Here is a 13,519-nt window from a genome sequence, read left to right on the forward strand (position 1 = left end):
GCCGGCGCCCAATCCCGGACCGGCTCCCGACCACGGGACGGGCAGCCAATCACCGGACCGGCTTCCGATCACGGGACCGGCAGTCAATCACCGGACCGGCTCCCGCTCACCGGACCGGTCCGGAATTCGGCCGGTCCGGTGAGCGGGCAGCACGCGCGCGTGCGCGGTCAGACGGCTCGCGGGACCCGCGAAGGGCGGCCCGAGCCGCGCGTCAGGCTGTATCCGGCGAGCGCGGCGATCGCTCCGAGCACGCCGCCGCCCACGGTCCACAGCCAGCGTGACGACCACCGGTCGGACGCGGATCCGGCCGCCTCGGCGACCTTCTCGTCGGACGCGCCGGGCACCAGCGGGACCGACAGCGCGCCGTCCACCGCGTGCGAGCCGCCCGCGTCCGTCGTGGTCGCCTCGACCTCGGCGCGCACCGGCAGGCCGAGGTCCTCCTGAGGAAGCTCACCGACCGTCAGCCGCAGGTAGTAGTTGCCCGGCAGCGGGTCGTTGGCCCACGGCTCGGCCCAGGCGCGGACCGTACGCAGATGGCAGGTCAGCTCGACCGACTCGGCCTCCTTGGGCGCCGACCTGGAGTTGCTGCCGTAGGTGCAGGCCTGGCGGCGGCGCAGGCCGTCGTAGACGTCGAGCCGCCAGTTGACCGCGCCGTGCCGGGCGGCGGGGTCCGGCAGCTTCACCGTGGCCCGGACGGTGGCCGACCTGCCCGCCTCGGCGGAGAACACCCAGTACAGGTAGTCGCCGGTGGACGCGTCGGCGGTGGCCCGCTGGTCGTGCCGGATCCTCGTCGCGGTACGAAAGCCGGTGCCCGCCTCGGTCGGCGCGGCCTCTTCACCGCTTCCGCTTCCGCTCTCGCTCGGCGAAGGAGCGGGAGACTGGGCCAGTGCGACCGGTGTCGCGGTGAGCAGTGCCGTGACGGCAATGAGCGCGCCCGTCAACGCATGTTTCGTGCCCATCAGTTGGTCCTCCAAGCAGCGAAGCGCCAGCGTGAGATCCAGCCCCACAGCAGGCCGGCCGCGAGACCGGTGAGCGTGAGCACACCGAGCAGCCACCAGCCGTTGCCGAGGCCGAAGGACGCCACGTCCGCCGCTTCGTCGGGCCCGTCGACCAGGTCGACGGTCAACTCGATGGGCAGGCCGGGCGTGGTCTTGACCGAGGCGGGCGCCGCGAAGGAGTTGCTGACCTGAAGGCACACGCTCTCCGGCGGGGGCTCGACCCCCTCGTCGGAGTCTTCGAGCGGCGGCTTGGGATAGCGCAGTCCGGTCGAGATGACATCCGTACGACCGTCACCGGCCTCGGAGCCGCGCACGATCTCCCGGCCGTGCGTGGTCACCGCCCGCAGCAGTACGCCGTAGTCGCGGTCGACCGCGCGGTCGGCGCCGATGCTCACCGAGGCCCGCAGTTCCTGACCCGGCGGCACATCCACCCGGTACCAGCGGTGCTCGGAGAACTTCTCGCGGTCGGTGTAGAGCCCCGGCTTGAGCTGCGGGGCCTGCGCGCACTCGGCAGCGCCCTCGGTCGCCACCGGAGTGACCACGGGCTCGGCGGCGCGGTCCACCAACTGCTTTACCCGGCCCGACAGTTCATCGGTGTGCTGGACCGCCGTGTACGTACCGCCGGTGGCCTCCGCGATACACGTCAGCTGCTGGCGGATCTTCGCGTTCGGGACGAGGCCGAGCGTGTCGACGACCAGGTGGGTTCCCTTGGCGGCGATCTCGCGCGCCACCTCGCACGGGTCCAGCGGACCGCAGGTGTCCTCGCCGTCGGTGATGAGCACGATCCTGCGGGTGGCGTCCCCGCCTTCGAGATCGTCGGCCGCGCCGAGCAGCGCCGGCCCGATCGGCGTGAAACCGGTCGGAGCCAGGGTGGCCACGGCGGTCTTCGCCTCGGTCCTGTCCAACGGGCCGACCGGATACAGCTGCTTGGTGTCCTTGCAGCCGATCTTCCTGTCGTCGCCGGGGTAGTTGGCGCCGAGCGTGCGTATGCCGAGGCGTACGTCGTCGGGCACCGAGTCGATCACCTCGTTGAACGCCTGCTTCGCGGCGGCCATCCGGGACCTGCCGTCGATGTCCCGTGCCTTCATCGAACCACTGACGTCGAGAACCAACTCGACCTTGGGGGACTCCTGCTGGGCCGGTTCGTCGGCGGCAGCGGCGGTGCCGACCGGGGCGAGCCCGGCGGCCAGGGCGGCGAGCAGGGTGAGAGCCCCGGCCGCCAGCCGTTTTCTTGTGATCATCGCCGGATCCTATTGAAGATCGTCTTCCGCCCCCAAACCGGCTGGTCGACGGTGGACCTGGGCCGGTTCGGTGGGTCGGCGTCCGCAACGGCGTAGGGTGTGCGCTGACACGTGTAAACATCTGGCCGCACGACCGGCAGGCAGTCCGTCCGGCTCGCCGAGACACAGCTGGGCGCGGGCGGCGAGGTGTGGATGCACCGCTTCGACCACGCGCCGCCGATGGCTCCGTACGACGTCCTGGGGCCGACACACGCCGCCGACATCCCCTGCCTGTCGAGCCGCGAGCCCGACTTCGACCTCTGCTCGCTGGGCGGTGAGCCGGCGGACGGTTTCATGCCGATGCGCGACGAGGACCGGGCGGCGTCCGCCGCGCTTCAGGACGCGGTTGTGGAGTTGGTCCGGACCGGGCGGGCGGGCTGGCCGGGCTACGATACGGACCGGCGGGCAGTGATGCTGATGGGGGCGCGGCCCGAGGTGGCGGAGGACCCGGACGGGGAGCGTCGGGTGGCGTGGGAGGCGTAGGGCGCTGCGGGGGTGGGGAGGCCGACGGCCGCCCTCAGAGCTGGTGGCCCGTCGTCGCGTCCACGTGCGCCGGCACCGGGTCGTGGCGGTCGCCGACCGTCGATGTGCCCGTCGGCTCGAACAGCAGGATCGACGCACCGTGCGCCGACGACGGCCTGTGCTCGGTGCCGCGCGGGACGACGAACACCGACCCGGCGGGCAGCACCACGGACCGCTCCCCGCCCTCCTCGCGCAGGCCGATGGTCAGCTCGCCATCGATGACCTGGAAGAACTCGTCCGTGTCAGCGTGCACGTGCCAAATGTGCTCACCCGCGACCTTCGCCACGCGGACGTCGTAGTCATTGACACGGGTCACGATGCGCGGGCTCCAGAGGGCGTCGAAGGAGCCCAGTGCGTCGGTGAGGGCGATCGGGTCGGCCGGCTGGTGCGTTGCCTCGGTGTTCATGACCTCATCCTCGGACCTGGCGCACACCGCGCGTGAGTGCTAGGAATCGCACATGCCGCAAGATTCCTCGCACCGGGTCGTCGTGATCGTCGACGAGAACTCGAACCCCTTCGAGCTCGGCTGCGCCACCGAGGTCTTCGGCCTGCGCAGGCCCGAGCTCGGACGTGAGCTGTACGACTTCGCCCTGTGCTCTCCGGAGCCGCGCACCCTGATGCGGGACGGCTTCTTCACGCTGGGCGGTGTCGCCGGTCTGGAGGAGGTCGACACGGCGGACACGCTGATCGTGCCCAACCGGCCGGACACCGAAGTGCCGCGCCGCCCGGCCGTGCTCGCCGCGATCCGCCGCGCGCACGCCCGAGGTGCCCGCCTGGTGGGCTTCTGCAGCGGCGCCTTCACGCTCGCCGAGGCCGGGGTACTCGACGGGCGCCGGGCGACCGCGCACTGGCAGTGGGCGGACGCCTTCCGGGCCCGCTTTCCCGCCGTCCGGTTCGAAGAGGACGTGCTGTTCGTGGACGACGGCGACCTCCTCACCGCGGCGGGCAGCGCCGCCGCCCTCGACCTCGGACTGCACGTCGTGCGCCGCGACCACGGCGCCGAGGTGGCCGCCGCCGTGAGCCGCCGACTGGTCTTCGCCGTCCACCGCGACGGCGGCCAGCGCCAGTTCGTCGAGCACCCGCTGCCCACCGCCCCGGACACCACGCTCGGCCCGCTGCTGGAGTGGGCCAGGGCGCGGCTCGGCACGCCGCTGACCGTGACGGGTCTGGCCGTACGGGCGGCGGTCAGCCCGGCCACCCTGCACCGCCGGTTCCGTGCGCAGCTCGGCACCACTCCACTGGCCTGGCTCACCGCGGAGCGCGTCGTGCTGGCCTGCCGCCTGATGGAGCGTGGCGAGCTGGGCACCGAGGCGGTGGCGCGGGCGAGCGGGCTCGGGACGGCGGCCAACCTGCGCGCGCAGCTGCGGCGGCGCACCGGGCTCACCCCCAGCGCGTACCGCGAGCGGTTTGCCGCCGGGAGCTGAAACGGGCCCCGGGGGAGCGGGGGCGCGTGGTAGACCGTATCCGCGACACGGCACACGAGCAGGGGGAACGCGGTGCGGGGGCGACAACTTCTCAGCTACGGCGACGCGGTGGCGATTCTCGGCGGTGACAGCGCCGGACTGGCCGCGGCCGACCAGGCGCTCGGCGGAGCGCTGTCGATGGCGACGGGCGGGGTCAGTGACGCGGTGCTCAACCTGGCCAATGCGCAAGGGAGAGTGCTACGGCTGGGCCGTGACCTGACGGCGGGGCTGCGGGAGAGGCTTGGATCGTCGGAGCGCGCCGAGCGCACCGAACGGCTCGCGGCGGCGCACGCCGTGCTGGTCGTCACCGCCTACTTCGAAGCCCTGGGCGAGGCCGAACTGCCCTTCGAGTTGGCGGATATGGGCCTCACCCGCCGTGAGCAGATCGGACTGGCCGGCGGATCGGACGGCGCGAACGGCTTCGTCCTCGCCCTGGCGGCCAGCGGCATTCCGCAGCCCGCCCCTCATCTGCCGACCGAGCAGATCATCGGCGAGCTGCACAGCTGGTACATGACACTCGCCATGACACTGGTCCGATTCATGCGGGGGCTGGCGGCCTGGGACCGGATGGACGAGACGGAGAGTGGCGCGGTCGTCGCGGTGCTGCTGGACCGGGTGTGTGCGGCGGCCGTCCGGCGATACCAGGAGCTGTACGCACAACTGGCCTTGGAGGTACCGGAGTTCGGATTCTGGTCCGGCCAGGTCGAGCACCAGGCCACCCGGGACGGCCTCCGGCAGGCGCTCACCGGAATCGAGACGGCCCTGGCGGGCCTGACCGCCGTCCGCCCGCTCACCCATGTGTCGGCCGGTCTCGCCGCCGGTTACCGGGCGGCTCTCCTCAAGCCGATCCTCACCGAGGGCGACGCCCCCACCGGAGTCTGCTTCCCCACCCTGGGCGAGGGGTACGTCGACCCCGACTTCCGGGTCCGGGCCGTGAGCGAAGGTGCCCATACGCCCGCCGCGGAGGAGTGGTGGGAGGACGTGCCCGTACGGTCCGACCTCACCGAATACCTGGCGGGCGCCCTCACCTCGCCAGCCTCCACCACCGCGCCCCTGGTCGTCCTCGGCCAGCCCGGCGCCGGCAAGTCCGTCCTGACCAAGATCCTCGCCGCCCGGTTGCCCGCGGCCGGGTTCCTGCCCGTGCGGATCGTTCTGCGTGAAGTGCCCGCGGACGCCGACGTACAGGATCAGATCGAGTACGCCGTCCGGGCCCTGACCGGTGAACGCGCCTCCTGGCCGGAGCTGATCCGGTCGGCGGAAGGAGCCGTTCCCGTCCTGCTCTTCGATGGCTTCGACGAACTGCTCCAGGCCACCGGCGTCAGCCAGTCCGACTACCTCCTGTCGGTGGCCCGCTTCCAGCAGCGTGAGGCGGACCAGGGGCGCCCGGTGCTCGCCGTGGTCACCAGCCGCACCGCCGTCGCGGACCGCGCGCGCTACCCGGAAGGCGTGGTGGCGCTGCGCCTGGAACCCTTCAGGCAGCAGCAGATCGAGCGCTGGCTCGACCGGTGGAACCGGCTCAACGAGCCCTATCTGACGTCGAACGGGCTGCGTCCCCTGTCGGCCGCCGTCGCCGCCCGCCACCAGGCGCTCGCCTCCCAGCCGCTGCTCCTGCTGATGCTGGCCCTGTACGACGCCGGCGCGAACGCGCTGCAGTGCGGGGCCGAGGGGGACGAGCCGCTGGGTGAGGCGGAACTGTACGAGCAGCTGCTCGCCTCCTTCGCCGTGCGTGAAGTGGGGAAGTCCGAAAGGACGTTGAGTGGGCGTCAGCTCGCCGCCCGGGTGGAGCAGGAGCTCCAACGTCTCTCCCTGATCTCCTTCGGCATGCTCAACCGCCGTCGCCAGTGGATCACTTCGGCCGAGCTCGAACTGGACCTCGTCGCGCTCCTCGGCCGCAGCGAACCCGCCACGACCGACTTCCGGGCGCGGCTCGGCCCTGCCGAGATCGCACTCGGCCGGTTCTTCTTCGTCCAGCGGGCGCAGGCGCTGCGGGACGACCAGCGGCTGGCGACGTACGAGTTCCTGCATGCCACCTTCGGCGAGTACCTGGCCGCCCGCCTCGCCGTGCAGCTCCTCGAAGGACTGCTCGACCAGCGTCCCGCGCTGACTCTCAGCCGTGTCGGTGTCGACGACGACCTGCTGTACGTCCTGCTGTCCTACGCGCCGCTCTCGTCCCGCCAGATGCTCCGCTTCGTCGGCGCCCGTATCCGCCTCATCGCCCCGCAGGACAGGCGGCGCCTCGGTGAGCTCCTCGTCACCGTGATGGCCGACCACCGCAACCGGACCGAGCACCGGTTCGCCGAGTACCGGCCCAGTGTCCGGGCGACGTCGTCGCGGCACGGCCTGTACGGCGCGAATCTGATGATGCTGACCCTGCTGGTCACCGGCGGCGTCAAAGCGAGCGAAGTGTTTCCCGAGGAGACCAACCCGGCGCAGATCTGGCACCGCCGGGTACTGCTGTGGCGAGCCGCGTTCACCGAACCGGAGTGGACGGACTTCGCGATGGCTCTGAGCATCCGCCACACCTGGAACGGCGACCGTCGCGAGCTCGACATCCGGCCGGCCGAGGACGGCCTCGATTCCCCGGAGCCGGTCGACGCCTACTGGCTGTACGGCCGACCGCCGGGTCACGCCGACCGGGGCGGCAGCACCGGCTGGTCACGGCCCTATCCGGATCAGATCCGGCACAAGATGGCGGTGTCCGGGGGCACCAACGACGCCGTGGTGATGCACGCCGTCGACCCGCTCTTCCAATGGCTGGGTCCTGCCGTCACCAGCTTCGTCGGCTCTTCGCAGACCGGCACCGCCACCTCCCTCGCCCACAGTCTGACGTCGCTGTGGCTGGGCAGTCGGCTGGGCGTCCGGGACGAAGAACTGGTGGCTCTGTACGAACGTTGCCTGCCCTTCCTCCATCTCAGGGGGGTCATGGACATGGAGACGCGGCGGTCCGCGATCCTGCTGGTCCTCGGGCAACTGGTCACCGAAGCGCCCGCGCTCCCGGAGGCGGTGGTGACGGATCTGCTGGGGGTCCTGTTCGCGGACAACTTCTTTGACGCAAGAGGCCTGCAACTGGTCGCTCGGGTCACGGTGGCGGCGCTGAACTCCGGTGCGTCCGGCGAGTACCGCACTCTGCTCCTCAGCTACTGGCGGCGGAGCATCGACGCACTGGAGATGGAGTCCCCCGCCCTGGTGCTGGCTCTCTGGGCCGAGAGCGGGGGGTCGGGCTGGGCGCTTGAACTGTTCGGCGCGCAGATCCTCGGGCTGATGGACCGGATGTCCGACGACGATGTGCGGGCGGTCCCGCCGCAAGTCCGGGCCAGGGTGGCAGACCTGGCCCGCCGTCACGCCCCCGGCCGGCCCGGCCCCGTCTGACCCTCATCCCAGGTCGAGCGCGTTCCGCAGCCCCAGCCGGTACCGCGTCCGGTCGTGCCGCTTCAGGAACTCGATCGCCGGAGGCCGGAAAAGGGGCGTGATGGTGCACCGTGCCTCCGTCGAACCGGCCCGCTCCAGCGGGGCGTTGACCGCCGCGCGGGCCGACGCGTTCGCCCCCTCCATCGTCGCCAGGTCGATGGACACGGACACATAGTCGCCCGCGAGATAGAAGTTGGGGATCCTGGTCGCCGCCGCCGGGCGGTTGTGCAGCGTACCCACCGGGTGGATGAGCAACTCGTCCTCGTTGGTGGGGTTCGGCGTGCCGATTCCGTCCACCCCCGGGTCGAGGAACCACGAGTGCAGCGTGGCATCCCGCAGCACGACCTCGCCCGTGTCGTTGATCGCGGCCTTCAGCTGTGCCCACACCTCGCGCGCCACCTCCTCACGGGTGCACTGCTTGGCGGTCTTGCCGTACAGGATCCCGCGCTTGTCCCATTCGGAGATGTCCACCGACAGGCAGTCCGCGACCGTGCCGTCGCCGTAGTCGACGGGGAAGTCGCGGCCGGGCCAGTGCTGGGCCTGTGCGATGGCGGTCAGGGACCAGGGGGAGTCGATGCAGTTCAGATGGCCGTGCAGGATGGGGGTGCGCTCGGTCAGGTGGAACTGCATGCCCGTCATCCAGTCCGTCTGGAGCCGGTCGCAGCGCGCCAACTGCGGGTCCGCCGCCCGCATCGCGGCGCTCCAGGTCGGCCGCGCGTGTTCGACGGGCAGAGCCGAGATGTAGTGATCGGCGCTCACCGGGGTGCTGCCCGTGCCCGTCCTGCTGTCCGTGATCCCGCCGTGCTCGGCCCGGTCCATGCCGCGCCCCCCTTACCCTCGGTAACAGCCGCGTCAGGCGCAGGAGCATACGGCCGCCCCCGCAGACCCGGAAGGCGCGTGCGGGCCCACCCGCACATTGGCGCGAAAAGGCCCCGCGTGCCGCGGGCAGAATAGGGGCATGCCCCGACGCAGCAGCCCACGCCGCCCGCCCCTCACCGCTGCCTCGCCGTGCCCCTGCGGGCTCCCGGCCACGTACGGCGAATGCTGCGGCCGGTTGCACGCGGGCGCCACGGCCGCGCGCACCGCCGAGCTGCTGATGCGCTCCCGCTACAGCGCGTTCGCCGCCCAGGACGCGACGTACCTGCTGCGCACCTGGCACCCCGACACCAGGCCCGCCGCCCTCGACCTGGACACCGTCACGCGCTGGACGGGCCTGGAGATCCTGGCCACGACCGACGGCAGCGCCTTCCACACCACCGGAACGGTCACCTTCCGCGCCCACTACGCCCGCCAGGGCGAAACCGGCGAACTCCACGAGCAGAGCCGCTTCGTGCGCCACGAAGGCGCATGGGTGTATCTGGACGCCGTCTTCACCAACTGAGCCAACTCGCGCACCGCCGCGTTACGGTCCGCTCCGCCCGGGGTACTGGCCTGAGCCCGACCACGCGAGCGGAGGTGGGTCCCGTGCCGGAGATGGGCAACGCCAGGACGACCGGGCGGCGATCGGTGCCCGGCGGTGCGCTGACCGGGGTGGGCATCGCCGCGTTCATCGACGAGACGGTGTTCCACCAACTCCTGCACTGGCACCACTTCTACGACAGATCCACCCCGGACATGGGCCTGGTCTCCGACGGGATCTTCCACGCCGGCGGCTGGTTCGCCGTCGTCGCCGGGCTCTTCCTCTACGCCGACCTGCGCCGCCGGGACGCCCTGGTACGGCCGGGTTGGTGGGGCGGAGTGTGCCTGGGGCTCGGCGGGTTCCAGCTGTACGACGGCACGCTCCAGCACAAGGTCCTGGAGATCCATCAGATCAGGTACGGCGTCGATGTCGCTCCGTACGACTGGACCTGGAATGTCGTCGCCGTACTGTTCCTGGCGGCCGGCGCGACACTGCTGGTCAAGTCGCGCCGGATGGACCGGCGTTGACCACGGTCCTGATCGCCGCGGTACTGGTCGGCTGCCTCGGCCACCTGGCCGGGGCCGCGCGGCTGCGCGGGCGCGGGGACAGCTGGCCGCGCTCGCGCGATGTCGCCTTCTGCGCGGGCGGCCTGGTCATGATCGCGGCGCTCGGCGCGCCCCGGGCCACGGACTGGCCGCCGTTCACCGGACACATGGCGGGCCATCTCGGCTCGGGCATGGCCGCGCCCCTGCTCGTCGCCCTCGGCAGGCCCGTCACGCTGGCACTGCGCACGCTGCCGCCCGCGCCCCGGCGCCAACTGCTGGCACTGACTCGGTCCCGGCCCGCCGGGGCGCTGGCGTGGCCACCGGTCGCGGCGCTGGTCAACGTCGGCGGGCTGTGGCTGCTCTACCGGGCCCCCGTCCCGCCGTACATCCACCACGGCCCCCTGCTGCACGCCCACCTCTTCGCCTCCGGGGCCCTGTTCACCTTCGCCGTGCTCGCCCTCGACCCGGTGCGTCACCGCGCCGGATTCCCGCTGCGCGCGGTGACCCTGGTCGCCGCTTCGGCCGCGCACGCCGTGCTCGCCAAGTCGCTGTACGCCGCCGGGCCGCCCGGGACGGCGTACGGGTCGGCCGATCTGCGTGTCGCCTCGCAGGTCATGTACTACGGCGGGGACGTGATCGAAGTGGCCCTGGCCTTCGCCCTGGTGGGCGAGTGGTACCGGGCCGGAGGGCGGGCACTCGGCCGGGCCCGCGCACCCCGTCCTCCCGTCCCGCCCGGTGATCGACGCGGGTTCCGCGCGCCTTGACCGACAGGGCACCCTGGGGGCGTGTCCTCACTTCCCCATCAGGGCCAACAAGGCCCCCGCGAGCACCACATGATTGTCAGTGGCGACGACGCGCTTGCCCACCGGCTGGCAGCCGAGCTGTCCGAGGTGTACCGGGCGCGGGTCACCCTCGTCGTGCCACCCGCCCGGGACCTGCGCAACCCCCCGGACCCGGTCACCGGCCGGGTGCCCGGCCGCACCTCCGCGCTCTTCGGACGGGTGTCCGCCGCCATGAACCGAACAGCCCCGACTCCGGACGGGGACGGCGAACCGCCGGACCCGGTACGGCTCATGGAGGCCTTCGTCGTGGACGACACCGTCCTGGCCGACGCGGGAGTGCAACGGGCCACCGCGCTCGCCCTCGTCCATGACGACGACGAGACCAATATCCGCGCCGCACTGACCGCCCGCCGCCTCAACCCCCGGCTGCGCCTGGTCATCCGGCTCTACAACCGCAAGCTCGGCCAGCACCTGGAGGACCTGCTCGACCAGGCCGCGGCGGTCGCCGCGCCCGGCCTCGACATCGCCGACCTGGACGCCTCCACCACCGTCCTGTCCGATGCGGACACCGCCGCGCCCGCGTTGGCCGCCACCGCCGTCGCCGGCACCAGCAAGATCGTCCAGGCCGACGGGCTGCTGCTGCGCGCCGTCGAACGCAACCCGCCCGCGCGCGGCGAGGTCGCCGACCCAGGGCTGTGCACCCTGGCGCTGCTGTCCTCCACCACCACCGACCCGGCGGGCAGCGAGGGCTCCGAGCGCAGCGGCGACGGGCCGCAGCTGCTGCCCGACGACCGCAGTGTCGCCGCAGCGACGGGCCGGGGCACCATCGTCCTCGAAGCCGTCTCCCACACGACCACCGCACCGCTGTCCGGGCCGCTCGCGGGCCGCGGGGTACCGATCGCCTCCCTCCTCTCCCGCCGTCTCCTGTGGGCGCTCGGCGGCCTCGCCGCCGCCGTCCTCGGCCTGGCCGTCGCCTCCTGGGCCACCTCCGACGAGGTCCCGGTGCACGCCGCCTACATCACCCTGCTCGACCTGTTCGGCATCGGTGACCCCGCCGTCGGTGAACCGCTCGACCGTCAGCTCCTGCAACTCCTCGCCGGACTGGCCGGGATGCTGCTGCTCCCGGTGCTCTTCGCCGCCGTCCTCCAAGCGCTGGGCGCCCTGCGCAGCGCCTCCGGGCTACGCCGCCCACCGCGCGGCATGTCCGGCCATGTCGTCCTGCTCGGGCTCGGCAAGGTCGGCACCCGCGTACTGGCCCGGCTGCGCGAACTCGACATCCCGGTGGTGTGCGTGGAGGAGGACCCGGAGGCGCGCGGTATCGCGCTGGCTCGCCGGCTGCGGGTGCCGACCGTGATCGGCGACGTCACCCAGGAGGGCGTACTGGAGGCCGCGAAGATCCACCGCGCGCACTCCATGCTCGCCCTCACCAGCATCGACACCACCAACCTCGAAGCGGCCCTGTACGGCCGCTCCGTCAAGCCCGACCTGCGCGTGGCCCTGCGGCTGTACGACGACGACTTCGCCACCGCCGTCTACCGCACCCTGCGCGCCGCCCACCCGCGCGCCCTGACCCGCAGCCGCAGCGTCTCCCACCTCGCGGCGCCCGCCTTCGCCGGAGCCATGATGGGGCGCCAGATCCTGGGCGCCATACCGGTGGAGCGCCGGGTCCTGCTGTTCGCCGCCGTCGAGGTGGCGGGCCTGCCGCAGTTGGAGGGGCGTACGGTCGCCGAGGCCTTCAGCTCCGGTGCGTGGCGGCTGCTCGCCCTGGATACCGCGACCCCCGACGACCGGCGCACCGACCTGAGCGCGGCCCGCGCCGACGACGGCGAAGGCGCCGGTGCCAGTCGGACCCCGCCCCGCCTGATCTGGGACCTGCACCCCGGCTACGTACTGCGCCCCGAGGACCGGGTCGTCCTCGCCGCCACCCGCCGCGGCCTCGCCGAGGTCCTGGGCGGGCGGCCGGTTCCGCAGCCCGGCGCGGGGGCGCTCTGATCCCGCGCGGTGGTCCGGAGCTGCCGACCCCTGTACGGCAGCTCCGGACCACGCTCGTCGGCGTGCGGTCCAGAGGGTGGCGCATGCGTCTTCGGCCACCGGCGGGAGCGTGGGGTCCGACAGTCCCAACCGTCCGGCGGGGCCCGGCCATTCCCGAATTCGCCCAGAATCCGAACCGCGACCGACCCGAAACCGGCCCGCGACCGACCCGGGCCCGACCGCTTCCTCCCGGGCCCCGCGTCCCGTGGGCGGACGAACCCGCCCACCTGGCCGGATTCCGGCTGTCTTTATGCTCGGGTCAGGAGTGCGGCAAGATCCGGGGGAGCGCGTGGCAGCACGAGAAGTGTCCGACGAGTACCTGGACGGCTATGCCCGCATGCTGACGGAGGTCGCCGTCACCGACCGCCGCCTGACCAGGGACGAGCTGGATTCGCGCCGTGCCCTCGGGGAACAGGCCGCCGACGCCGGGCACGGACCGCGCGCCCTGGTCATCAAGCATCTGGCCGCCACCCGGGCTGCCTGGCCGGGAGCCGCCGCCTCGGCCGACAGTGTGTGCTGGCCGCCGTGGAGCAGGCGGTCGACGCCTTCGCCGAGGGATACGAGCGGGCGCAGCGTATGGCGGTGCGTCAGGAGGAGGCCGCCCGGCGGGAGTTCATTGACGACCTGCCGCACGGGCGCAGCGACCTGGGCAGCCTCGCCGCTCGCGCCGAGCGCTTCGGCCTGCGGCTCTCGCAGGAGCACGCCGTCGCGGTGGCCGAGGGCGACGAGGCGTACGAGGACACCGACGCCGTGACCCGCCGGGTGGACGGCGAGCTCATCGGCCGCTTCGCCGACCGACGCACCCTGCTCGCCACCAAGGACGGCCGGCTGATCCGCATCGTGCCCGGCGACCAGGCCGATGTGCTGGCCCACCTCGCCAAGCAGGCACACGCGGCCACCGACGACGGCCGGGTCGTGATCGGCCGTGCGCAGCCGGGCGCGGGCGGCGTGGTCCACTCGTACGAAGAGGCGGTCGGCGCCCTTGAACTGGCCGACCGGATGGAGCTCGAAGGCCCGGTGCTGCGCGCCGCGCCCCCGGCGACTGAGGATCCGGCCCGCGGTGCCGGGGTCGGTTAGTCGGTCTGAGGGCC

The 13,519-nt window shown here is 72.6% G+C and carries 11 protein-coding genes and 2 pseudogenes; 8 read left to right on the plus strand and 5 right to left on the minus strand.

What is annotated here, in order from left to right; all coding sequences use genetic code 11:
- Nucleotides 1–167: 167 nt before the first annotated feature.
- Nucleotides 168–959 carry a hypothetical protein gene (locus tag ACLLJJ_RS37735; RefSeq protein WP_434599216.1) on the minus strand — a complete coding sequence of 264 codons (792 nt, stop codon included), beginning with the start codon at nucleotides 957–959 and terminating at the stop codon, nucleotides 168–170.
- Nucleotides 959–2,239: a VWA domain-containing protein gene (locus ACLLJJ_RS37740; protein ID WP_434599217.1), complete on the minus strand. Its 1,281-nt coding sequence runs from the start codon at nucleotides 2,237–2,239 to the stop codon at nucleotides 959–961. Before ACLLJJ_RS37740 ends, ACLLJJ_RS37735 begins: the two co-directional genes overlap by 1 nt.
- Nucleotides 2,240–2,431: 192 nt before the next feature.
- Between ACLLJJ_RS37740 and ACLLJJ_RS37745 the strand changes: the two genes are divergently transcribed.
- On the plus strand, nucleotides 2,432–2,761 hold the full coding sequence (locus ACLLJJ_RS37745) for a hypothetical protein (protein ID WP_434599218.1): 330 nt from the start codon (nucleotides 2,432–2,434) through the stop codon (nucleotides 2,759–2,761).
- 34 nt (nucleotides 2,762–2,795) lie between these two features.
- Here the strand turns inward: ACLLJJ_RS37745 and ACLLJJ_RS37750 are convergent, their stop codons facing one another.
- A complete protein-coding gene (locus tag ACLLJJ_RS37750) occupies nucleotides 2,796–3,206 on the minus strand; it encodes a cupin domain-containing protein (protein ID WP_434599219.1) in 411 nt (136 codons plus the stop codon).
- A gap of 52 nt (nucleotides 3,207–3,258) precedes the next feature.
- Between ACLLJJ_RS37750 and ACLLJJ_RS37755 the strand changes: the two genes are divergently transcribed.
- Nucleotides 3,259–4,224: a helix-turn-helix domain-containing protein gene (locus tag ACLLJJ_RS37755; protein ID WP_434599220.1), complete on the plus strand. Its 966-nt coding sequence runs from the start codon at nucleotides 3,259–3,261 to the stop codon at nucleotides 4,222–4,224.
- Nucleotides 4,225–4,332: 108 nt separating this feature from the next.
- The gene (locus ACLLJJ_RS37760; RefSeq protein ID WP_434599221.1) at nucleotides 4,333–7,632 is read left to right on the plus strand and encodes an NACHT domain-containing protein; all 3,300 of its coding nucleotides are present in this window, start codon (nucleotides 4,333–4,335) and stop codon (nucleotides 7,630–7,632) included.
- Nucleotides 7,633–7,635: 3 nt separating this feature from the next.
- On the opposite strand, the pseudogene ACLLJJ_RS37765 reads toward ACLLJJ_RS37760, so the two are convergent.
- A pseudogene (locus ACLLJJ_RS37765) lies at nucleotides 7,636–8,430 on the minus strand (FAD-dependent oxidoreductase); the annotation flags it as partial.
- Nucleotides 8,431–8,629: 199 nt separating this feature from the next.
- On the opposite strand from ACLLJJ_RS37765, the gene ACLLJJ_RS37770 reads away from it, so the two are divergent.
- The 4 genes from ACLLJJ_RS37770 (at nucleotide 8,630) to ACLLJJ_RS37785 (ending at nucleotide 12,389) form a co-directional block, all read left to right on the plus strand.
- The gene (locus ACLLJJ_RS37770) at nucleotides 8,630–9,052 is read left to right on the plus strand and encodes a YchJ family protein (RefSeq protein WP_434599222.1); all 423 of its coding nucleotides are present in this window, start codon (nucleotides 8,630–8,632) and stop codon (nucleotides 9,050–9,052) included.
- 92 nt (nucleotides 9,053–9,144) lie between these two features.
- Complete coding sequence (locus ACLLJJ_RS37775; RefSeq protein ID WP_434600632.1) at nucleotides 9,145–9,597, plus strand: DUF2243 domain-containing protein; 453 nt, start codon at nucleotides 9,145–9,147, stop codon at nucleotides 9,595–9,597.
- Entirely contained in the window at nucleotides 9,594–10,379 is a 786-nt protein-coding gene (locus tag ACLLJJ_RS37780; protein WP_434599223.1) for a cytochrome c oxidase assembly protein, read from the plus strand. Before ACLLJJ_RS37775 ends, ACLLJJ_RS37780 begins: the two co-directional genes overlap by 4 nt.
- A gap of 69 nt (nucleotides 10,380–10,448) precedes the next feature.
- The gene (locus ACLLJJ_RS37785) at nucleotides 10,449–12,389 is read left to right on the plus strand and encodes an NAD-binding protein (RefSeq protein WP_434600633.1); all 1,941 of its coding nucleotides are present in this window, start codon (nucleotides 10,449–10,451) and stop codon (nucleotides 12,387–12,389) included.
- Between the two features lie 298 nt (nucleotides 12,390–12,687).
- Here the strand turns inward: ACLLJJ_RS37785 and ACLLJJ_RS37790 are convergent, their stop codons facing one another.
- Nucleotides 12,688–12,888: a hypothetical protein gene (locus ACLLJJ_RS37790; protein WP_434600705.1), complete on the minus strand. Its 201-nt coding sequence runs from the start codon at nucleotides 12,886–12,888 to the stop codon at nucleotides 12,688–12,690.
- Here ACLLJJ_RS37790 and ACLLJJ_RS37795 point away from each other — a divergent pair.
- Nucleotides 12,799–13,460: pseudogene (locus ACLLJJ_RS37795) on the plus strand (PucR family transcriptional regulator); the annotation flags it as partial. The gene ACLLJJ_RS37790 and the pseudogene ACLLJJ_RS37795 sit on opposite strands and share 90 nt — an antisense overlap.
- Nucleotides 13,461–13,519: the final 59 nt, after the last annotated feature.

This window comes from Streptomyces sp. A5-4 (assembly GCF_051131715.1).
Classification (GTDB): Bacteria; Actinomycetota; Actinomycetes; order Streptomycetales; family Streptomycetaceae; genus Streptomyces.

Excerpts from the sequence above, each read along its gene's own strand:
- ACLLJJ_RS37790 (WP_434600705.1), bottom strand. The coding sequence starts at position 12,888 with ATGCTTGATGACCAGGGCGCGCGGTCCGTGCCCGGCGTCGGCGGCCTG.
- ACLLJJ_RS37755 (WP_434599220.1), top strand. The coding sequence starts at position 3,259 with ATGCCGCAAGATTCCTCGCACCGGGTCGTCGTGATCGTCGACGAGAAC.
- ACLLJJ_RS37740 (WP_434599217.1), bottom strand. The coding sequence starts at position 2,239 with ATGATCACAAGAAAACGGCTGGCGGCCGGGGCTCTCACCCTGCTCGCC.
- ACLLJJ_RS37750 (WP_434599219.1), bottom strand. The coding sequence starts at position 3,206 with ATGAACACCGAGGCAACGCACCAGCCGGCCGACCCGATCGCCCTCACC.
- ACLLJJ_RS37735 (WP_434599216.1), bottom strand. The coding sequence starts at position 959 with ATGGGCACGAAACATGCGTTGACGGGCGCGCTCATTGCCGTCACGGCA.
- ACLLJJ_RS37770 (WP_434599222.1), top strand. The coding sequence starts at position 8,630 with ATGCCCCGACGCAGCAGCCCACGCCGCCCGCCCCTCACCGCTGCCTCG.
- ACLLJJ_RS37745 (WP_434599218.1), top strand. The coding sequence starts at position 2,432 with ATGCACCGCTTCGACCACGCGCCGCCGATGGCTCCGTACGACGTCCTG.
- ACLLJJ_RS37775 (WP_434600632.1), top strand. The coding sequence starts at position 9,145 with ATGGGCAACGCCAGGACGACCGGGCGGCGATCGGTGCCCGGCGGTGCG.
- ACLLJJ_RS37785 (WP_434600633.1), top strand. The coding sequence starts at position 10,449 with ATGATTGTCAGTGGCGACGACGCGCTTGCCCACCGGCTGGCAGCCGAG.